Source organism: Pseudomonas sp. W2Aug9 (assembly GCF_023127755.1).
Taxonomy (GTDB): Bacteria; Pseudomonadota; Gammaproteobacteria; order Pseudomonadales; family Pseudomonadaceae; genus Aquipseudomonas; species Aquipseudomonas synxantha_A.
This window is the reverse complement of the sequence record NZ_SPKL01000029.1, coordinates 87,861-107,547: the sequence shown is the minus strand read 5'-3', so window position 1 is coordinate 107,547 and position 19,687 is coordinate 87,861. Positions and strand designations below refer to the sequence as shown.

At 57.2% G+C, this 19,687-nt stretch carries 18 protein-coding genes and 1 pseudogene; 7 read left to right on the top strand and 12 right to left on the bottom strand.

Annotated elements, in window-relative coordinates; genetic code table 11:
* Nucleotides 1–96 precede the first annotated feature (96 nt).
* Both E3O56_RS19270 and E3O56_RS19265 read right to left on the bottom strand, forming a co-directional pair.
* Nucleotides 97–843, bottom strand: coding sequence for a fimbria/pilus periplasmic chaperone (locus tag E3O56_RS19270; protein WP_248128798.1), 747 nt, complete (start codon nt 841–843; stop codon nt 97–99).
* A gap of 25 nt (nt 844–868) precedes the next feature.
* Complete coding sequence (locus E3O56_RS19265) at nt 869–1,429, bottom strand: fimbrial protein (protein ID WP_104912347.1); 561 nt, start codon at nt 1,427–1,429, stop codon at nt 869–871.
* A gap of 312 nt (nt 1,430–1,741) precedes the next feature.
* On the opposite strand from E3O56_RS19265, the gene E3O56_RS19260 reads away from it, so the two are divergent.
* Nucleotides 1,742–2,392 carry a response regulator transcription factor gene (locus tag E3O56_RS19260; RefSeq protein ID WP_248128796.1) on the top strand — a complete coding sequence of 217 codons (651 nt, stop codon included), beginning with the start codon at nt 1,742–1,744 and terminating at the stop codon, nt 2,390–2,392.
* A 942-nt stretch (nt 2,393–3,334) separates the two neighbouring features.
* On the opposite strand, the pseudogene E3O56_RS19255 reads toward E3O56_RS19260, so the two are convergent.
* A pseudogene (locus E3O56_RS19255) lies at nt 3,335–4,033 on the bottom strand (IS3 family transposase); the annotation flags it as partial.
* A 50-nt stretch (nt 4,034–4,083) separates the two neighbouring features.
* Complete coding sequence (locus E3O56_RS19250; protein WP_216091352.1) at nt 4,084–4,584, bottom strand: Lrp/AsnC family transcriptional regulator; 501 nt, start codon at nt 4,582–4,584, stop codon at nt 4,084–4,086.
* A gap of 119 nt (nt 4,585–4,703) precedes the next feature.
* Between E3O56_RS19250 and E3O56_RS19245 the strand changes: the two genes are divergently transcribed.
* Together E3O56_RS19245 and E3O56_RS19240 are read left to right on the top strand one after the other, a co-directional pair.
* A complete protein-coding gene (locus E3O56_RS19245; protein ID WP_078821376.1) occupies nt 4,704–5,738 on the top strand; it encodes a histone deacetylase family protein in 1,035 nt (344 codons plus the stop codon).
* Nucleotides 5,739–5,928: 190 nt separating this feature from the next.
* Nucleotides 5,929–7,359: an amino acid permease gene (locus E3O56_RS19240; protein WP_078821377.1), complete on the top strand. Its 1,431-nt coding sequence runs from the start codon at nt 5,929–5,931 to the stop codon at nt 7,357–7,359.
* Between the two features lie 129 nt (nt 7,360–7,488).
* On the opposite strand, the gene E3O56_RS19235 is transcribed toward E3O56_RS19240, so the two are convergent.
* Complete coding sequence (locus E3O56_RS19235; RefSeq protein WP_248128794.1) at nt 7,489–8,097, bottom strand: dTMP kinase; 609 nt, start codon at nt 8,095–8,097, stop codon at nt 7,489–7,491.
* Nucleotides 8,098–8,246: 149 nt separating this feature from the next.
* On the bottom strand, nt 8,247–9,968 hold the full coding sequence (locus tag E3O56_RS19230; RefSeq protein ID WP_223018286.1) for a hydrogenase maturation protein: 1,722 nt from the start codon (nt 9,966–9,968) through the stop codon (nt 8,247–8,249).
* A gap of 207 nt (nt 9,969–10,175) precedes the next feature.
* Between E3O56_RS19230 and E3O56_RS19225 the strand changes: the two genes are divergently transcribed.
* Nucleotides 10,176–11,081 (top strand): LysR family transcriptional regulator, encoded by a 906-nt coding sequence (locus E3O56_RS19225; protein ID WP_148853229.1) that lies wholly within the window; start codon nt 10,176–10,178, stop codon nt 11,079–11,081.
* A gap of 1 nt (nt 11,082) precedes the next feature.
* On the opposite strand, the gene E3O56_RS19220 is transcribed toward E3O56_RS19225, so the two are convergent.
* From E3O56_RS19220 to E3O56_RS19200, 5 genes are all read right to left on the bottom strand, one after another.
* Nucleotides 11,083–12,012: a cupin gene (locus tag E3O56_RS19220; protein ID WP_248128792.1), complete on the bottom strand. Its 930-nt coding sequence runs from the start codon at nt 12,010–12,012 to the stop codon at nt 11,083–11,085.
* A 156-nt stretch (nt 12,013–12,168) separates the two neighbouring features.
* The gene (locus tag E3O56_RS19215) at nt 12,169–13,488 is read right to left on the bottom strand and encodes an LLM class flavin-dependent oxidoreductase (RefSeq protein WP_032875290.1); all 1,320 of its coding nucleotides are present in this window, start codon (nt 13,486–13,488) and stop codon (nt 12,169–12,171) included.
* Between the two features lie 12 nt (nt 13,489–13,500).
* Entirely contained in the window at nt 13,501–14,457 is a 957-nt protein-coding gene (locus E3O56_RS19210; RefSeq protein WP_223018285.1) for an ABC transporter substrate-binding protein, read from the bottom strand.
* Between the two features lie 156 nt (nt 14,458–14,613).
* On the bottom strand, nt 14,614–15,945 hold the full coding sequence (locus E3O56_RS19205; protein WP_248091313.1) for an ATP-binding protein: 1,332 nt from the start codon (nt 15,943–15,945) through the stop codon (nt 14,614–14,616).
* Nucleotides 15,942–16,685: a response regulator gene (locus tag E3O56_RS19200; protein ID WP_223018283.1), complete on the bottom strand. Its 744-nt coding sequence runs from the start codon at nt 16,683–16,685 to the stop codon at nt 15,942–15,944. The genes E3O56_RS19205 and E3O56_RS19200 overlap by 4 nt, the downstream gene beginning before the upstream one ends.
* A gap of 129 nt (nt 16,686–16,814) precedes the next feature.
* On the opposite strand from E3O56_RS19200, the gene E3O56_RS19195 reads away from it, so the two are divergent.
* From E3O56_RS19195 to E3O56_RS19185, 3 genes are all read left to right on the top strand, one after another.
* On the top strand, nt 16,815–17,126 hold the full coding sequence (locus tag E3O56_RS19195; protein ID WP_078821384.1) for a hypothetical protein: 312 nt from the start codon (nt 16,815–16,817) through the stop codon (nt 17,124–17,126).
* Nucleotides 17,126–17,791 (top strand): DUF3313 domain-containing protein, encoded by a 666-nt coding sequence (locus tag E3O56_RS19190; protein WP_103735183.1) that lies wholly within the window; start codon nt 17,126–17,128, stop codon nt 17,789–17,791. The genes E3O56_RS19195 and E3O56_RS19190 overlap by 1 nt, the downstream gene beginning before the upstream one ends.
* 109 nt (nt 17,792–17,900) lie before the next feature.
* Nucleotides 17,901–18,770: an oxaloacetate decarboxylase gene (locus E3O56_RS19185; protein ID WP_005788420.1), complete on the top strand. Its 870-nt coding sequence runs from the start codon at nt 17,901–17,903 to the stop codon at nt 18,768–18,770.
* A gap of 95 nt (nt 18,771–18,865) precedes the next feature.
* Here E3O56_RS19185 and E3O56_RS19180 read toward each other — a convergent pair whose 3' ends face one another.
* Nucleotides 18,866–19,633: a hypothetical protein gene (locus E3O56_RS19180; protein WP_248128791.1), complete on the bottom strand. Its 768-nt coding sequence runs from the start codon at nt 19,631–19,633 to the stop codon at nt 18,866–18,868.
* Between the last annotated feature and the right edge of the window lie 54 nt (nt 19,634–19,687).

Sequence of the window (19,687 nt, the reverse complement as noted above, 5' to 3'; positions counted from 1 at the left end):
CGAATGCTCTCGGTCGAAATCGAACAGGTAAAAACATAGTCAGTCCCATACCACGGCTGTGTGCCGGAACCGGAAAGAAGCGCGAGGCCTGTGGCGTTATTTGCCTACGGGCTGCTCGAACATCCGCCTTGCGCCATAGTCATTGATGGCTTCGTAACGCACTTTTGGCCGACTAGCGTGGCAGTTAAAGCGGATTGAGGTTGTGAGCACTGTCTTGCCGAACGGTGCCACCATCCCTGTTTTGACGGGAAACGCCTGGCCATCGCAGTCAACTTCGACATGGCCGAAGGACACGTAATACGGCGTCGGATTCGCCACCTCAAGGTTCGTCGCTCCAGTCCTTTTGGGCGTCGCCACAACCGTCCATTTGAGCTGCTCGGGAGCAGCGTCTACGCCCGATGCAAGCGCAGTCGGACGGTAAAGCAGCTTGAGTCGCGTCCTGAAGGCAAACTGCAACACCGCATCATGCGACGCCCTGCGCGGCGGGGTTTCCAGCACATTGAGCCAGAACAGCGATTCGCGGTCGGCGACAGCAATAGATTGGGTTCGACTGATCCTCAACACCGCTCCACCACTGGGGTCAATCCGGCTGACCGCAGGCGCGACAACAAAGGGAACCTGGACATCCTCAGGGGCCATCTCTGCATGCCCATCATCCACCCAGCTTTGCACCAGTACCGGCTCACGACTTGAATTTGCCAGCCTGACCGTCACGTCATCCACATTGGCAGGGAAAATCACTCGAGTGCCTTGCACCACAATGGCTGCCTGGGACGCTTGCACAAACAGCCCGAGGAATACAGCGCCGATGGCGAGAGAATACGTACGCGCTATCGGCGCCATGAACCACCTCCTGCATCGTCAGCGGTTATTGATAGGCCAGCGTGTAGCGCACGAACGAAATGCCAGAACCCGGAGTCACAGCAGGCGCGGTCGATACGTAAGACGCTTTGTAGGACAAGGTCGCAGTATTGCCTTTGACCACTGCCACCTGAGGCGTTGTTTCTCTTTGGCCCAGCTGGATTTTCTTGCCATTGGCCGTATCGTTGAATACTTGAATCTGCACGCCTGTTGCAGGTGCACTGCCAATCAGCTTGAGATTACCGGTGACCGAATCGATGTTCTCAACTTGATCGAAATCGATCGAAACCTTGGCGTCGTTAGTGCATTGCGCACCCGACAATTGCAGCTTGAACGGCACAAACGGTGACGCGTTGCCAATCGCGGCAAATGTACCTGGCGCGATCCGGCCAAGTTCCACATTGGTCACGTTGCCGTCGCCTGGCCCCTGGCCGTTAATGTCACAGGTCACATCTGTGATGCTGCCCGAGAAGTTTACAATCCCATCCGCCGCATAGGCCAGCGAAGGCGCAATCAATGCGCAAAGAAAACTAGATGCAATCAGTTTTTTCAAAGAAACACTTTTCATACCATATCCTTATTAATTAAGTTTGCCACCGCGCAACTAGCAGACACCCCATTAAGGCGCAACTATCTCGACATACACCTTCCAATACAACTACCAGAAGACCGAAACGACGATACAGGACTTTCTTGCGGTTTATTTATAGATATTTCCTACAATGACTAAAGACATTTCGCACTGACGATAATTTTTTTGCCAGCACCTCCAAAACCATATTTAACTAAGTGCTGCCCTCATCGAATGAGGCCGGCCTTACTTGCGATGGGCTTGCCCCCCTATAGCATCGGGCACGTTACTCGGAAAAGGACTTTACGGATGAGCACCATTGTTGTCGCAGACCGCCATGCGTTGATGCGTTATTCGATCAAGAGACTACTGGAACAGAGTGGCCACACTGTCGTCGCCGAAACTGAGAATGGGCAGGAAGCTCTGAACATGGTGAACAGGCTTGAGCCGCACCTGCTCATCCTGGAACTCGACCTGCCAAAAATACACGGGTTGGACGTGATCTCTTTACTGACCTTCGGTAATTGCTCAACCAAAATACTCGCATTCACTGCCTATGATGCCGAGAATTATTTAATCCGCTGTTTGAAAGCCGGCGCCTCCGGCTTTGTCTCAAAAACTGCTGAACTGAGTGAAATACAATGTGCTATCAAAGACCTGCTAAGAGGCAAGAGTCACTTCCCATATATCACACAAAAAATGCAACAGGCCATTAATCACAACTATTCATCGTACTCAACAAAGCCAGTAACGCTGACAAGACGCGAAACCGATATCCTGGCACTTTTGGCAAAGGGATTGAACAATCAGGAGATAGCTAAGCTTTTAATGATCAGCCATAAGACTGCGAGCGCTTACAAACTCAGATTATTATATAAGTTCAATACTTCCAATCTGCTTGGTATGATTGACGCGGCGCGCAGAGGCGGCCATATCGCGAAAACTTTAACGATACTCTAACAGCGAATCCATGATCAGTATTTATCAATTTTAAACCGCGCATCTCCAATTTGGAACCGCAGCTCATTTCACGATGTGCAAATAATAGCTCCAAGCGATTACTGATGTGAAGGCCGTACCGGCCAACGCGTTTTCAAGTGTTGCCGCAATTAAAATCTCGCAAAACAAAGAAAAACGCCAAAGTGCCTATTTTTACATCGCAGAAAAGACAAAGCCACTCGTTACTGTGGCTTTTGCTTTAATTTTTTGAGAAGAAAACGGGAAGTGCATCGGGCGTCTTTACCCTGACTGTATATAGATTTATATCTTATTACGCTTACGCAAGAATAAACCGATAACGTATTCGTTTTTTCGCATTTTCAAATATCAAAAGACGTGCGGTGGATGACCAAGCGTAAACACAGCCATAGTGCCCTCCGTACGCAACGTAAGAGATTTTCGCTGTTCAGGCGATTTAAGGCTAGCGCTCGCATACTTTATCGGGTGACCTTCAACATGCGTGAGCCTGATACCGAGGGTCAATGAACATCGACCATCAAGACACGAAGCAACCACGTTCCACACGTCTGCACTCACCATCATCAACCGGATAACAGTTGCCGGGATCGAGAAAGGCCAGGTGTTCCAGCGGATTGATCGTATCCGTCCAGCCAAAACACCTTCTTGATTCCATCGTGCAAAGCGCTGCTGTCAGCACCTCGGTGCTTGAGGCGGCCGACAATCCCTAGGAGTCTTCTACAGATAAGCCAGAGGCCCTCATGAACATAAATCTGTGAACATCAGGCTCCACAACTCGTAGAAAAACTCAGGCATTGATTGATGTAAGGATCGCCCATGAACAAATGACATCGCCCACTTGTTAAATTTGATATTGTGAAGGAACACTGTCACTGACGACTATCCTGTCCTTCTTCTCGGTTACCTTGAATCGCCCCGGATTCTCTAGACACCTTGCAAGCTCATTGCGTAACGCTTTTCAAACCCTACCGGCGACAGCTGATTGTTGAAACCATGGCGGCGTTTTACGTTGTAGAACATCTCGCTGCCTTGGTCGGAATGAACCATCACCTCTTGCTTCGGCTTACGCCTCCAAACCGCCATCAACAACGCATCAATGGCCAAATCACTGGTCATCTGCGACTTCATTGACCAGCCAACGACCTGCCGAGAAAACAGATCCAGTACCACCGCCAAATACAACCAGCCTTCATACGTACGAATGTACGTGATGTCGGTTACCCAAACCTTGTTGGGTTCCACAACATCGAAGTGGCGCTTCAGCAAATTGGGTGAGACGACCGCTGGCTTACCGCCGTACTTTCCAGGGCGGCGTCGATAATCTGTCTGAGAACGCAGACCTTCGAGACGCATTAGCCTCGCCACACGATGACGACCACAATCCTCACCGACCTCGCGCAGATCGTCGTGGATTTTGCGATAGCCATAAACGCCGCCGCTCTCCAGCCAGGAATGCTTGATCAAACCCAGCAGTCGCTGGTCGCCTTTGGCGCGTACAGATTGCGGCTCAGACAGCCAGGCGTAATAACCGCTGGGATGGACTTTCAGCGTCAGGCAAAGCCGTCGAATCGAATAGTCGCCTGCGCGCTGCTTGATAAAGGCGTACTTCAGCCGCACTCCTTGGCTATGCGGTTAAAGACAGGGTTCCACTTCGTGGTCTAACCCCTGCCCATTCACGCCTTAATCGATTTAGGTATCGCGATACGGCTACTGGTCTTAATTTCGCGTAAAGCCAGACTGGACTGGATGGACGCAATACCCACCTGACGCCTGAGCACCTGTTCGATAAAGTCACTGTAGCTATCAAGGTCCTCTGCCAACACTTGCAGCACGTAATCGGCATCCCCGGTGATCTTGTGACAAGACAACACTTCAGGCAGTTGAGCAATCACCGCCTCAAAAGCATCGGGAGCATGGTCGGCGTGGGTGGAAAAACGGATGTGCACGAACGCCATGATATCCAGCCCCAGCATTCGTCGATCAAGGTTCGCCTGGTAGCCTTTAATCACGCCCGCCTCCTCCATTCTCTTACGCCGCCTCCAACAAGGTGTCAGGCTTAACGACAAGCGCTCACTGAGCTCGGAGTTGGAAATACTCGCATCCTCCTGCAGCAACGCGAGAATCGCCAGGTCGGTGTCATCGAGACTGATGCGTTTGGATGTTTTTTTCTGCATTACGTCATTCCTGAGTAAAAACGCCCGAATAATCCAGTAAACCACGAAAACAAAGCAAAGAAAGCGCGTCAGAGCCGGAACAGAATATTTGCACTGGCCCACATCAACGGATGCGCACAATGTTTACAGTTTTCAGTGATTCCCATCGTTTGCACCACGGCACCGAATTGAAAGACGGCGTGCTCAAGCCGTCCTTCGAACAGCCCAGTCGGGCCGATACCGTCCACAATCGGGTCAAACAGGTAGGGCTTGGCCAGATCATCGAACCGCAAGCATTTGATCGGTCGTGCTATGTCAACGCGCACAGCGAGCGCTACGTAACTTTTCTGGAATCTGCCTGGTCTGAATGGTGCGCAACCGGGCGCACCCACGATGCCTTGCCGCTGGTATGGCCAGTGCGTGATCTGGCCAACGAGCAAGTTCCGACTTTCATCGACGGCAAGCTGGGTTTCTACGCCATGGACGCCGGCTCACCCATTACCGCCACCACATGGCAGGCGGTAAAAACCAGTGCCGATATCGCGCTGACAGGACTGGCGCTGATCGATGAAGGTCACGACAGTGCCTTTGCCCTATGCCGCCCGCCCGGCCATCACGCAGCACGTGAATACATGGGCGGCTATTGCTATCTGAACAACGCAGCCATTGCCGCACAGCAGGCTATTACCCGAGGCGCCAAGCGTGTCGCGGTATTGGATGTCGACTTTCATCATGGCAACGGTACCCAGAATATTTTCTACGGGCGCAGTGACGTCATGTTTGTCTCGCTGCACGGCGAACCGACGGTGTCCTACCCGTACTACTCAGGCTACAGCCACGAAGTCGGCGCTGGTCACGGCGAAGGTTACAACCTGAACTATCCGCTGCCGAAGAACACCTCCTGGGAAAGCTACCGCAACGCCTTGCTCCACGCCTGCAAGAAACTCCAACAATTTGCCCCTGAAGTGCTGGTTATTTCACTGGGCGTCGACACCTTCAAGGACGACCCCATCAGCCACTTTTTGCTTGAAAGCGAAGACTTCATCGGCATCGGCGAGCTGATAGCCGGCGTGGGCTGCCCTGCCCTGTTTGTGATGGAAGGCGGGTACATGGTTGATGAAATCGGGATCAATGCCGTCAATGTGCTGCATGGTTACGAGAGCAAACGCGCCTGAATCGCAGCCTTTCGACTGTTGAATCGGAGAACAAAAACATGACTTTTTTATTGGCCGTGCACCTTGTTAGCGGAGGAAAAGCCTGCCATCCGCAAACCACCACCGTCAGTAGCCGTTACATCTCAATCAAGGTCATGTGACACCCACTTTTCTACCAAAACTCAAAAACATAAAATCAAGAGGTTTTGTAATGAAATCGACTCCGTCCGAGCGGGTTGAACAGCCCGCGCTGCAGCGCACACTCAGCAATCGTCACATTCAGTTAATGGCCATGGGAGGTGCTATCGGGACAGGCCTGTTCATGGGTTCCGGGAAGATCATCGCCCTCTCCGGCACGTCGATCATCCTCATCTATATGATCATCGGACTGTTCGTCTACTTCGTCATGCGTGCCATGGGCGAAATGTTACTTTCCAACTTGAACTTCAAAACCTTCGCTGATTTTGCCGGTGCCTATCTTGGCCCACGCGCAGCATTCTTTCTCGGCTGGTCATATTGGCTAAGCTGGAGCGTTGCAGTGATAGGTGATGCAGTCGTGGTGGGTGGTTTTTTTCAGTATTGGTTCCCTGATGTACCCGCATGGATACCGGCCATTGGCATGCTGATAACACTGTTCGCCTTGAACGTGCTGACTGTCAGGCTCTTCGGTGAAGTGGAGTTCTGGTTCGCGATCATCAAAATCATTGCCGTCGTTGCCCTGATTGGCGTGAGCATCGTGCTGATTGCCAGCTCCTTTGTCTCACCCAGTGGCGTCACCGCGTCCCTGAACCACTTGCTGGATAAACAGGGCGCATTCCCCAACGGCTTGTTCGGTTTCTTTGCCGGGTTTCAGATGGCGATTTTCTCGTTTGCGGGCACCGAGCTGATCGGCACCGCAGCCGCCGAAACGCGCTCCCCCGAAAAGACCCTGCCTAAAGCCATCAACTCGATTCCGCTCAGAATCATCTTGTTTTATGTGCTGGCACTGGCCTGCATTATTGCAGTGACTTCCTGGCAACAGGTTTCGCCCAACAAGAGCCCCTTCGTCGAGCTGTTTCTGGTTGCGGGGTTCCCCGCAGCAGCCGGTATCGTCAACTTTGTGGTGCTGACATCCGCCGCCTCATCGGCCAACAGTGGCGTATTTTCATCCAGCCGGATGCTGTTCGGACTGGCTAATCAGGACAACGCTCCGGGGATTTTCCGGCGTCTGTCGAGCAATAGCGTGCCTCTGCCGAGCTTGGCGTTCACCACCTTGTTGATGCTGCTGGGCGTGTTGTTGCTGTTCATCGTTCCAGAAGTCATGACCGCGTTCACCATCGTCTCTACCGTGTCAGCAATTCTGGTGATTTTCACTTGGTCGACGATCCTCGCGTCGTACATTGCCTATTGCAAAACTCGTCCTGACCTGCATGCAAAATCGGCCTACAAGATGCCTGGCGGTGCGCCGATGGCCTGGTTCTCTTTGGCGTTTCTGGGCTTTGTTCTTTGTCTGCTGGCATTGAGACCAGATACCCGAATTGCGTTGATGGTCATGCCGGGATGGTTCCTATGGTTGGCAATTGCTTACCAGCTGACCTGTTCCAGAAAACCCAAGCCCGCTGACAGTTCGGCAAATCAATACAAACGCGAAGGATTGGTTTAAGGGCTATGGCTTACCTCTCTCGTACCTCCTGGCGTGGAACTCTAGGGGGTACGAGGGAAACCTTATTGAAGCTACTGATGTGTCGCAGCCGTTCTGTTTTTAGCCTAGCGCCCTTCATGTTGAATTCGATCAAAGGACTTTATATATCTGCGAAACCACCCGCCTCATCGCCTCCTCAATCGTCCCTTCATTGCGACACATCACCCACCCCTGCCCCACAGCCGCCCGTTCAAACGCCTCGGTACACACAACCTGCTCCTCCAGCTTATGCATCACCGTACTGCTCAACCCGCGCCGTCGTGTCGCTGCCCTCGCCCAGGATATTTGCGCAGTGGTGACAACCCCCACATGCAGATCCGGCACTTGCACCTGTCGATCAAGGTTCAGCGCAAGGATATCTTTAAACGGTATCAATCGACGAAACGCCGCATCGGAGGGGTACCAACGGTCCATCAGGATGATGCTGTCAGGTGGCTGGGCAGCCAGTACGTGCCGGGTAATCCAGCGACGGCTGTCGGCAAAGCGTTCACACACCTCAAGTTCCAGATCCCGGCTGGGATCTCTGGCGAATGTGTTAACCAGAGCCATCGTTTGCGCTCGATAGGGATCGCTCTTGCGCTCGCACAGACGGACAACCTTTTTGTTGTCGGCCCTCAATGCTGTCGTAACGGCCTCCAACAGCGTGGTTTTGCCGGTGGCCTTGGGCCCATCCAACGAAATAAACAGCGCACGATTCATACGAGCGCTGCGTTATCGTTCAGGTTGTGCAGTTCCATGGGGCCTCTGGTCTGAGCGTTTGGGCGAATTGGCCTCCATTATGGGGAACCCTATTGCCCAATGCGAGGCTGGGCCCTTCCCGCGTCGACCGTAGAGGATCGGTCAGCCATTCAGCATTCCGGGACTTCGGCCTCGTACGTCACCGCCCAGGGCGCGATCAAGCGCTGCGGGGTCTGGCAGGTTTTGCGTTTAAACACGAAGTTTCGGCACTTTTCGGCAAACTGTTGGCGGTTTTGCACCATATCCAACTGCATCTGTACCAGCTCATGTTCGCGGCAACGTTCAACCTGCTGACTATCCAGCGTGGCTTTACGGGTGCGTGCGTACAGATACTTCTCATCGGTCAGCGCGCTTTGGGCCTGTTGAGAGAGCCACAGATCAAAGGCGTGTGGGCAGCGTGGGCCGATGTCCTGAACCATGCCGTGCTGCAAGGCCTGGACGGCACTGACGGGCAGGCATTCTTCGGTGAGCTTGTGCGCGATCTCACTGCCGACGGCCCGTGGCAGGCTGTAGGTCCAGTACTCGGAGCCATAGAGCCCCATGGTTTTGTAATGCGGGTTGAGCACTACACCCTCACGGGCCAATACAATGTCAGCGGCCAGCGCGAGCATCACGCCGCCTGCGCCCGCACTGCCGGTCAGGCCGCTGATCACCAGTTGCCTGGCGGTTAGCAGCTCCCGGCACACATCGTCGATGGCTTGAATATTGGCCCAGGCTTCCAGCCCCGGCACTTTGGCGGCCTGGATGACATTGAGGTGTACACCATTGGAAAAGCTCCCGCGCCCGCCCTTGATCAACAACACTTGGGTGTCTCGCGCCTTGGCCCAGTGCAATGCTGCCACCAGTCGTTGGCATTGTTCGGTGCTCATGGCGCCGTTGTAGAACTCGAATGTCAGTTCGCCGACGTGACCGGCCTCCCGGTAGCGAATCGGTTGATAGGCCAGCGCATTGAAGCTTTGTTGCGCGATCGAGCTGTTCAACACCGGAATGTCAGCCAGTTGTTCAGCCAAGACATGGCGAGCCGGCAGCTTGAAGGTCTCCTCCCCTGGCTGGGCCTTGCGTTTGAGCGAGCCGATCCACAGGCTGTGATCCCCTGCTGCCACCAACACGGCGTCGTCCTGTACCGCGAGGATGTCTCCCGGGGTGCCCTGGCGTGAGTCCAAGTGCGCGTCGTACAGGTAATATTGCCCGCCCAGCAGGCTTGCCAACACCCCGGGTTGGCCGTCGGCGGCGTCGATGCTGCGCTTGATGAAGCTTGCGCAATCGAACCAACTGAAGGTGCGGTCAGCCTGGGTCATGTTCGGCTGCAACCGCCCGATAACGCTAGGTTGCGTGTAGTCGAGGGGCTCCGGGACGAAGCCATTGGCGAATTTTTCCACCACGTCGCGGATGCAGACGATCGCCGCGTCACTCACCGGGCCGTTGTACAGTTCGGATTTGCGTACATCGGCGGGCATGTCGAATTCACAGGTCGACCAGATCGGCCCGGCGTCCATTTCCTCCACGGCCTGCAGGGCCGTGACGCCCCAGCGCCGGACCTGCTGGGTGATGGCCCAGTCCAGTGCGCTGGCGCCACGGTCACCGACGATGCCGGGATGGATGATCACCACCGGGCGCTGCGGGTGGCTCCATAGCTGCTGTGGTACACGGTCCTTCAGGAATGGGCAGATCACCAGGTCGGCGCCTGACGCCTCGACGTGGCGACACACCGTAGTTTCATCGGTGAATACCACAACGCTGGGGTCGTGACCCGCCTGGCGCAAATCCAGCCAGGCCCGCTGGGTCAAACCGTTGAATGCCGAGGATAACAACAGGATCTTCAATGATCGCATGGCTGACTCTTCCTTGAGATTGGGCGACCAGAGGTGCTCCTTGAGCCGTCCCTGGCCTTTGATGGAAGCCCAAGGTTATAGAGCGTGGCAGCAGCGTTACCTGACCAGGATCAAGCTTGTGCCAGCAAATGACGATAGTTTCGAGTTGACAGCGCCCTGCAAACTTCAACAACCTGCCAACTTTCCTGCCCTGCCCCGAGGCTGTCCTTGGACTATTTCAGTGCCCTCACCGCCTTCGTCGAAGCTGCCGAAGGCAATAACTTCTCCCGCGCAGCCGAGCGTTTGGGGATCAAGGCGTCCACGGTTTCACGCTATATAAAGGATCTTGAGCAAGACCTGGGTATCGCGTTGTTCAACCGCTCCACGCGCACCTTGCACCTGACCGAAGGCGGCCAGACCTTCCTGATGCACGCCCGCAGGGTGCTGGATGAACTGGAACACGCCAAGGCGGCGACGTCTGCGTTGAACCAGCAGCCCAGGGGCTTGTTGAAGCTCAACCTGCCGCCGGCATTCGCCCGCCATCACATCCTTCCAGCCTTGAAGGACTTTTGCGCGCGCTACCCGCAAATCAGTGTGGAATTGGTATTGGATAATGCTCAGGTCAACCTGATTCATGCCGGCGTCGATCTAGCCATACGCATTGGCGCGCTGGCCGATTCGACGCTCAAGGCCCGCAAACTCTGCGATGGCCATTACCGTGTGGTGGTCAGCCCGGCTTTTGCCAGGCAGCACCCTGCACCCTCAACCCCTGCCGACCTCGCCGGTTTGCCCGCGGTGTTGGGTACGCTGCCTACGGGCGCTATCAGCTTTGACTGCGGCGACCAGGTATCACCGCTGCTGCACAACGGCTGCATTCGGATAAATGATCTCGACGCACAACTGATCGCCGCACGCCAGGGGCTGGGCTTTGCCCTTTTGCCGGATTGGTTGGTCGCCCAGAGCATCCAGGCCGGCGAGTTGCTCGTGTGGCTGCCGCAATGGCAAATACGCGATGTCGAGCGCGACTTCGCCGTGTGGTTTGTCTACCCGCCCAAGCGCATCGTGTCGTCCAAGGTCAGGTGCTTTATCGACTTTATCGTTGAGCGACTGGGCGAAACGCCTGAGTGGACATGACTCAACTGAAACGAATATCCAGGGAGCGCAGATAGGTTTGCAGCCCTGCGTCCTGAATCGGAATCAGGAACGCCTCAGTGTCCGATTCATTGAAGTGCGCGTGCCAGTACCCCGGCGGCGTGACAAATGCCAGGCCAGGCGACCAGTCCACCCGCTGCGGATTGCGGATCTGCCCGTCCGCGTCCAACTCGGTGCCCACCAGCGAGTAACAGCCCGGCGGGCAATCAATGATGAAATCCAGCGCAATCGACTGATGCCGGTGAGGTTTCTGTACCGAGCCTGCCGGCAGGATCCCATACATGGCCCACAGCACATGGGTCACGGTACGCGTCTGGGGGAAGTTGCGGTTGCCCAGCAAAATGCTGATGCGGCTGCGGTCTTGCGCACGAGGATCGTCGGCCGCTTCACGCAGCTTGGCGTTAGCCAGTTCTGCGGGGTACAGCGTCGGCGCGAAGCGGTCTGCGCTGCGTGCCACCCCCAGGTAACGCAATAACGGTTCATCGTGCACGTAGTAAAGACGCGCATCCTGGCGGGCGCTGAAGTGTGCTGCCTGCAAGCCAGGCAAGGCCATAAAACAACCTTTTGACCATTGAATCTCATGTTTGCCCTGAACCACGCTGCCCTCGCCGGCGATCACGTAGAACACCTGGGACGTCGCATTGGGTTGCACGGTCAGCGTGTCGCCACGGTTAAGGCGCATGAAATTCGCGCACAGCCCGGGGCCTGTCGCAGGGCCTTCGCAGCCCAAAGCGTCGCTGAGGTCCAGCGGTACCACGCGTGAAGGGCCACTGTCGTATAACGAGGCGGGAAAGCTGTGGTAGGGAATGCGCGCAATAAGGTTGGCACTGATGGGGTTGGCCGCTTTGCTGTACTCGAAGTACTCGGCGTCCATTTGGTTTATATCCGTCGGCACAGGGTTGAATTCGTTCATCAGGCTCATCTCAGTTTTTGGCTGGAGCCCGCAGCGCTTTTAAACGCTGCGGTGTGTGAATGAACTATAGGCAGTGCGCGCAGGCGGATTAATCCCTGGTACTGCACAGCAGTTATGCGAAATGGGGAGGTGCTTGGCTCCCTGTCGACACCGCTATCAAACCTTGAACCGTGGTATCGCCAACCCCAGACTTTCGCGCAAAGTCGAGCCTTCATACTCTGTGCGGTAAACCCCACGCTCCTGCAACAACGGAATCACCTCCCGGGTGAATCGATCGAACTGCCCGGGGTGGCCGATGTAGATATTGAACCCGTCCACAGCCCGCGCCTGGAGCCAGGCGGCCATTTTCTGCGCCACCGTATCGGCGCTACCCACGAAGGCGCCAGGACGCAGTTGCCGACCAAACTCAATGGCCTGGCGCAAGGTGAAACCCTTCTCCCGCGCCTGATCGGCGATGCGTTTGGCATTGGTGAAAAAACTGCTGCGCGCCGCTTCCAGGCTCTCTTGCGGGAATGGCGCATCCAGGTCGTACTGGCTGAAATCATGCCAGCCGAAATTACGCCCGAACTCCTTGAGCGCCAGTTCAAAACTATGGTCGAGTTGATGGTAGTGCTGCTCGATTTCCCGGGCCTGTGCATCAGTGTCACCCACATAGACTTCCGCACCGGGCATGATCAATAACTGCTCCGGATCGCGCCCTCTTTGTGCCGCCCTGCCCTTGATATCCCGGTAAAACGCCTGGCCCTGCTCGATGCTGGCCGCATGGGTGAAGATCACGTCCGCCGTGGCTGCGCCCAGATCGCGGCCTGGCTCGGAATCTCCGGCCTGAAAGATCACCGGTTGGCCCTGGGGTGAGCGTTGGATATTCAGCGGGCCGACCACGCGAAAATGTTCGCCCTGGTGGTTCAGGCTGTGCAGCTTGCTGGGGTCGAGAAACTGGCCGGTAGCGCGGTCGCGCACGAACGCATCGTCTTCGTAAGAGTTCCACAACCCCTGCACCACTTGGACGTGTTCGGCGGCGCGGCCATAGCGGGTGGCGTAGTCATAATGTTCATCGCGGCTGTAATTGCCTGCGGTGCCAGCATCACCGCTGGTGACCACGTTCCAGCCGGCGCGGCCTTTGCTGATCAAATCCAGGGACGCCAGGCGCCGCGCCACGTTATACGGCGAGTTGTAGGAGGTGGTCAGCGTGCCAACCAGGCCGATATGCCGGGTACTCACCGCTAGCGCCGATAACAGTGTCAGCGGCTCCAGGCGGTTGAGGTAATGGGACGGCGAGCCGGGGGTGATAAATTGGCTGTCGACGATAAACATCAAGTCGAACAGCGCCGCCTCGGCCTGGCGCGCAATCTCGATGTACCAGTCGACGTTGACGCTGGCATCGGCCGGCAGTTGCGGGTCGAGCCACAGGTTATGCCGGCCCGGGCCACCACTGCCCATGGTCAGGGCGCCCAGTTTGAGCTGTCTTTTAGTCATGACGAGACCCCTTCAGGGCTGGCGGCTGGCGACGGCGGGCTGCAAGGACGCCGCGAAGGAAAGGTCAAACAGTTGGGCGGCCGGGTAAGCCTTGATCAGGCCCTGGCTGGCGAAAAAGTCCACGGTCTTTTGCGCTTCCACAGGCACCTGGGCGGTCAGTGGCTCGACGGTGGTGCGCGCCCGAGCAAACCACACACGGGCGATGTCGGCGTCGGCACGGGTGCGCTTGGCCCAGGCATCGGCATAGGCATCGGCGTTGGCCGGGTTTTGGCGAGCCCAGTCACGGGCTTTTTTCAGCCGCTGGAGAAAGTCGCTGATAGGCTCACGCTTGGCCTCTACCGCATTGGCGTTGGCGGCAATGAAGCTCTGGGCCGGGATCAGCCCCTCGGCGGTCGCCAGCACTCGCGCACCCTGGCGTTCCTGTTGCGTGACATAGGGCTCCCAGGTGGCGATGACGTCAACCGCGCCGCCCTCCAGCGCATGGGACGCATCCAGCGCGCTGAGGTAGCGCAACTCCAGAGAGTCCCGTGCAACCCCGGCTTTATCCAATGCAGTCAGCAGCAGTTGCTGGCTCCAGGAGCCCTTCCAGATGGCCGCGCGCTTGCCCGCAAGATCGGCCAGGCTGTGGATCGACGAATCCTTTTTCACCAGGATTGCCACGCCCGCAAGATTCTGGCGGCTGACGGCAATCACCTTGATCGGTGCGCCCAATGCGCCCAGGAACAATACCGGCGCATCGCCCAGCAGGCCGATATCCAGGCTGCCGACGTTGAGCGCTTCGGCCACCGGTGACCCGGCGGTGAATTGCTTCCACTCCAGGGTATAGGGCAGATCATCCAGCACCCCCGCCGCTTCCATCACCGCTTGGGCGTTATAGCTCTGGTCACCCACGACCAGGGTTTGTGCCTGTGCCGTCAGGCTTAGCAAGGTGGCGGCCAACCCGGCCGCCAGTGTTGTCAGGTAACGCACGCTCGTCTCCAGATGCCGTGTTGGGCAGTCAAGTCGATCCGCGCGTGCGGTCTCGGCAATGTTCGTAAGGATCAATACGATGCGGTTCTAAGAGGCGCGTGTAAAATACCTATAACGCATAACGTAATGCGCAAATAATGCGCGCACCGCATCAGGCTATCGAGGCAGCTCGACCCGCGCCACCAAGCCTGAGCCACGCAGACGGTTGCTTAGCGTCAGTTCGCCGCCCTGCTCGCGCACAATGGCGCGTGCTGCTGAAAGCCCGAGACCCACGCCACCGGTATTACGATTGCGCGAGGTTTCGAGGCGAAAGAATGGATCGAATACGCGCTCAAGGTCAGCCTCGGGAATCCCCGGCCCCTGGTCATGAACCTCAATGCAGATGCGCTGACCGTCCCCACTCAGAGAGATGCCAGGGTGACGCGCATATTTGGCGGCGTTCTCCAGCAGGTTGACGATCACCCGCTTAAGTCCCAGTGGGCGTCCGTGATAGACCAGGTGGGACGGCCCAATGAAATCCACCGCAAAATGCTGGTCGCGATAGTCATCGATGATGGTTTGCAGCAGCTCCGACAGATCGAATGCAGTGCGTTGCTCCAGCACCGTATCGTCGCGAAAGAACGCCAGCGCAGCGTTGATCATCGACTGCATTTCCTCGACATCGCGAATCAGTTTGTGCTGATGGTCCAGATCCTCCATGAACTCGCAACGCAGGCGAATCCGCGTCAAAGGCGCGCGCAAGTCGTGGGAAATCGCCGCGAGCATATGGGTGCGTTCGCCAATGAAATGCTGGATCTGCGCCTGCATGGTGTTGAAGGCGATGATGGCCTGGCGTATTTCGTGGGGGCCTTCGCTGTCGATGGGCGGAGCGCGCAAATCACCACCAAAACGCCTGGCGGCACTGGCGAAACGCTGCAACGGTTTGGCCAATTGCCGGGTCGCGAGCCAGGCCACCAACAAGGTCGCGATCAACCCCAGGGTGATGATCACCGCGATGCGCGTGGGCGCGCTCAGCCCCCACGTGCGTTCAGGCGGGACGAATGACAGCCAGCTGCCATCGAGCAACTGCACGAGCGCAACATAGTGCGCTTCGGGGCTGCCACGCGGCCAATCGTTGGGGCTGAACACCTTAATTTGTCGCCCAGTGCCAAACAGTGCTTGTATCCCCGGGACTTCGCCCGTTTGAAGCGCCGTGTTGCCGTCGGGAAGGCCGAAATCCGCAGGGTCGTTATGCCAGGCCACATGCAGGCGGGCATCGCTGGCCGCTGCCGCCAGTTGCGAACGCAGCGTTGCAGGCGCGGCTTCGATGACTTTGGTGGTGGCGGCCATCTGCTCCAGCAACCCCGTGCGCTCGATCGGCGGGCGCGCCCAGACCCCGGCAACCTGGACGAACAAGGCATTAAGCGCCAGCGAAGCGAGCATCGCGGCGAGAATGGTCAGGGCGATGCGCCGGTTCAGGGTGTCGCGACGCAACAGGCCGCGGATCATGACCGGGTGACCGGGGCGGTGAACAGATAGCCGCCATTGCGTACCGTGCGGATCAGGTCCGGGCGTTTGCAATCGGGCTCGATCTTGCGCCGCAGCCGGCTGACCTGCACGTCAATGCTGCGGTCGAAGGCGTCGTGGTCCCGGCCGTGGGTCAGGTCGATCAATTGGTCGCGGGTGAGGATGCGCTGAGGATGCTCAAGAAACACCACCAGCAAGTCGAATTCGCCACCGGACAGCGGAATCATCACGCCCTCGGGAGAGCGCAGCTCGCGGCAGGTAATATCCAGATGCCAACCGGAGAACGCGATGATTGGCCGGGAATGCTCACTGCCAGCGCCGACGGGCTGCCCCGCCCGCCGTTGCACCGCACGCAGACGGGCCAGCAATTCGCGGGGGGCAAACGGTTTGGTCAGATAGTCGTCGGCGCCCAGCTCCAGGCCGACGATGCGATCACTGAGCTCGCCCATGGCCGTGAGCATGATGATTGGAATGCCCATCTGCGCCCGGACTTTCTGGCACAGGCTAAGGCCGCCTTCACCGGGCAGCATGAGGTCCAGGATAATGGTGTCTGGCCGCTGCCGGGCGATGGCTGCCCACATGGCTTCTCCGTCGGCAGCCACGTCGACTTCATAGGCGTGCTGCACGAAGAACTTCTTCAGCAATGCCCGAATTTCTCCGTCGTCGTCGACGATCAGCAGTCTGCTCACGTTCCCAGGTCCCCTGGCAAAAAAGGAAAACATCTAAAACCATTCCGGCGCCGGGGTCATTTATTTCAATCGAGCAACATTCCTTCGCCACGGACACAACCCGGACATCTTCGGGAAAAACCCGTCGGGCATCCTGCACGCCTTCCATTCAAGGAGACGTTCATGAAGGTTTCTAGCAGCAGGTATACCGAGCAGGCACAGGACACCGGGCGGCCATTGGTGCTGAGCCAGCGCACATCGTCCCCCGCACAGGACAGCCCCATGCTGTTCCAGGAATCCTGCCTGGGCCTGACGGCGGACCAGGACCGCATCGTATTGCGCCGCTACTTCGAACATTACAGCCCCGACGCCGGGCGCTGGGTCGAGTATGCCCACTCCATCCCCATCGCCGAGCTTGTCCATTGGATCATGACCCATGGGCAGTTGCACATCGAATGCTCTCATGACAACCCGAACGAACAGGCAGCCCACTGATGACCTGCAAACGTTCACTGCCGTTATTGATGGCGGCCACCTTGAGCCTGGCGGCCTGCAGCAGCAACCGTATCGAGCCCGAAGACGCGGGTTTTCTTCACGATTACAGCCTGCTTAAAGAGCACCAGAGTGCTTCGGGCCAGACCGTGCTGAGTTGGGTCAGTCCGGCCTTGAAGCGTGGCCGATACAAGCAGGTGTACCTGGCGCCCAGCCAGTTTTTCCCGGCCGTTGAACCCAGCGCCCAGATACCGCAAAGCACCCTCTTCCACGTCACCGGATATTACGACTTGGTACTGCGGTCGGAGCTTGGCAAACACATGTATCTGGCCGCAAAGCCCGGGCCCGACACGCTTACGGTACGCCCCGCCATTACCCGGATCGCCACCAGCCCCCAAGGCTTGCGCCTGTATGAATGGCTGCCGATCACCCTGGTCGCAGCGGGCGTGAGCACCGCCGCCGGCATCCGCGACCAGGACAGCGAGATCGCCACGCAACTGTCCCTCGAAGACGGCTCGACCGGCGATGTGGTGGCAGCCATCGTGAGCGAGGGCACCGGCATTCCCCTGGATAACGACAAGCAAGTGATGACCGCCGACAACGTAAAAGAAGTGCTCGACGGCTGGGCCCGTGACCTGGGCCAGTCATACAGCGCCGTCGCTCAATAGCACGGCCCCGCTCAAACGTCATAATCCCCTGCCCGTCTGCGTGGTAATCTCCCGGCACCACGAATAGACATTGATCGTCACTTGACGATGACCAAAGCCAGGAAAGAACATGCCCAAGATTTCTCACTCAGCGCTACGCCGTAACTTCCGTGACCTGCTGGCAACGCCCATCTGCGTTGAAACCGCCTCCGTATTCGACCCCATGTCTGCCCGCATCGCGGCCGACCTGGGTTTTGAAGTCGGGATCCTGGGCGGTTCAGTCGCCTCCCTGCAGGTGCTGGCGGCCCCCGATTTTGCGTTGATTACCCTGAGTGAGTTCGTTGAGCAAGCCACCCGCATTGGCCGCGTCGCCCAGTTACCCTTCATTGCCGACGCCGACCACGGCTACGGTAATGCGCTGAACGTGATGCGTACCGTCGAAGAACTGGAACGCGCCGGTGTCGCCGCGCTGACCATTGAAGACACCCTGCTGCCGGCGCAATTCGGGCGCAAGTCCACCGATTTGATCTCGGTAGAAGAAGGCATCGGCAAGGTCAAGGCAGCCATTGAGGCGCGCGTCGACCCCGCATTGTCGATCATTGCCCGCACCAACGCCGGCGTGTTGCCCACCGCCGATGTTATCGCCCGCACCAAAGCCTACGAAAAGGCCGGCGCCGATGGTATCTGCATGGTTGGCGTCAAAGACTTCGAGCACCTGGAGCAAATCGCCGAGAACCTCAGCGTGCCGTTGATGCTGGTGACCTACGGCAACCCGCAACTGCATGACAGCGAGCGCCTGGCCAGCCTGGGCGTGCGCATCGTCGTAGCCGGGCATGGCGCCTACTTCGCCGCGATCAAGGCCACCTACGACAGCCTGCGTGCGCAACGCCAGCTTACCCATAGCACGTCCAATCTCAGCGCCACGGAGCTGACCCACACCTACACGTTGCCGGAGAGCTATGTGGCGTGGGCTGAAGAGTTCATGGACGTTAAAGAGTAATTGCCGTGCCGGTGCTGATTCGCCTTGTCAGCACCGGACTCATCCAGCCGCCAGGCTCACCGCGGTAAAAACTGTGATGGCGCAAAACAGTTGTTTTACGTCATCACAATGAATCCCAGGTACTCGCTGATGTTCTGCATTTCGAAGTATTTTTGCTGAGCATTGAGTACAGGGGCAGGACCATGCAGAAACAGCCTTACGTGCTGACCTTTGGCCAATTGATTGGCTACTGGATCACTGCGCTTCATTTTTACCCTGATCGGCACTGGTTTGTTTTGTGTATCGAACTTGAGCCAGGTTACGACTAAAACTACGTTATCCAGCAGTGACACCGTCGCCTGAGCATGGGTGATGAGTCGATCACATCCCAGGGACGCAATGTTCTTTTGAGCGGCAGTAAGCTGCGCAAACGCATCGAAATAGGTCAGTTGCTGGCCCGCGATAGATAGCGATGTTCGCTGACGGACGTTTACGGTCATAGCAGACCATGCTTCAACAACTTCAGCCAACGTGCCTGGGTGTATAACCACAGACGTCGACGCTTGGAGCGACGAGGCCAGAGCTTGCATCTCGGTAACCGTTGGTTTGGCGTTTTTGCGCCGCGTGGAGAGTTTGCCCAAGTGGCTTGGGATAAGCGGCGGCGCGATATAGGCCGGTCGCGGGGCTGACACTCCTGGAAACGCAGACGCATGAGACGGGGCTTTTTCGTTCACACAGCGCGGTTTGTGAGAGTTCAGCGCCCTGAAATAGAAGTTGCCCAGAATTGAAATGGCCGCAACGACCTCCTCAAGGCAACAAGGGCAAAAATAAAACAGGTCCTTGGGGGCCGCGTGCGCAAAACTGGCCGACACGTTAGCGTCCATGTCCCAGCACGCTGCCGTCGTCATTAACTTAACTACCATTCCAATATCCCTATC

Coding starts and splice junctions, on each gene's coding strand:
- E3O56_RS19215 (WP_032875290.1), bottom strand. CDS start 13,488: ATGACTAAAAGACAGCTCAAACTGGGCGCCCTGACCATGGGCAGTGGT.
- E3O56_RS19220 (WP_248128792.1), bottom strand. CDS start 12,012: ATGAACGAATTCAACCCTGTGCCGACGGATATAAACCAAATGGACGCC.
- E3O56_RS19230 (WP_223018286.1), bottom strand. CDS start 9,968: ATGCGATCATTGAAGATCCTGTTGTTATCCTCGGCATTCAACGGTTTG.
- E3O56_RS19245 (WP_078821376.1), top strand. CDS start 4,704: ATGTTTACAGTTTTCAGTGATTCCCATCGTTTGCACCACGGCACCGAA.
- E3O56_RS19235 (WP_248128794.1), bottom strand. CDS start 8,097: ATGAATCGTGCGCTGTTTATTTCGTTGGATGGGCCCAAGGCCACCGGC.
- E3O56_RS19260 (WP_248128796.1), top strand. CDS start 1,742: ATGAGCACCATTGTTGTCGCAGACCGCCATGCGTTGATGCGTTATTCG.
- E3O56_RS19185 (WP_005788420.1), top strand. CDS start 17,901: ATGCCCAAGATTTCTCACTCAGCGCTACGCCGTAACTTCCGTGACCTG.
- E3O56_RS19195 (WP_078821384.1), top strand. CDS start 16,815: ATGAAGGTTTCTAGCAGCAGGTATACCGAGCAGGCACAGGACACCGGG.
- E3O56_RS19205 (WP_248091313.1), bottom strand. CDS start 15,945: ATGATCCGCGGCCTGTTGCGTCGCGACACCCTGAACCGGCGCATCGCC.
- E3O56_RS19180 (WP_248128791.1), bottom strand. CDS start 19,633: ATGGACGCTAACGTGTCGGCCAGTTTTGCGCACGCGGCCCCCAAGGAC.
- E3O56_RS19265 (WP_104912347.1), bottom strand. CDS start 1,429: ATGAAAAGTGTTTCTTTGAAAAAACTGATTGCATCTAGTTTTCTTTGC.
- E3O56_RS19270 (WP_248128798.1), bottom strand. CDS start 843: ATGGCGCCGATAGCGCGTACGTATTCTCTCGCCATCGGCGCTGTATTC.
- E3O56_RS19250 (WP_216091352.1), bottom strand. CDS start 4,584: ATGCAGAAAAAAACATCCAAACGCATCAGTCTCGATGACACCGACCTG.
- E3O56_RS19190 (WP_103735183.1), top strand. CDS start 17,126: ATGACCTGCAAACGTTCACTGCCGTTATTGATGGCGGCCACCTTGAGC.
- E3O56_RS19240 (WP_078821377.1), top strand. CDS start 5,929: ATGAAATCGACTCCGTCCGAGCGGGTTGAACAGCCCGCGCTGCAGCGC.
- E3O56_RS19200 (WP_223018283.1), bottom strand. CDS start 16,685: ATGTTTTCCTTTTTTGCCAGGGGACCTGGGAACGTGAGCAGACTGCTG.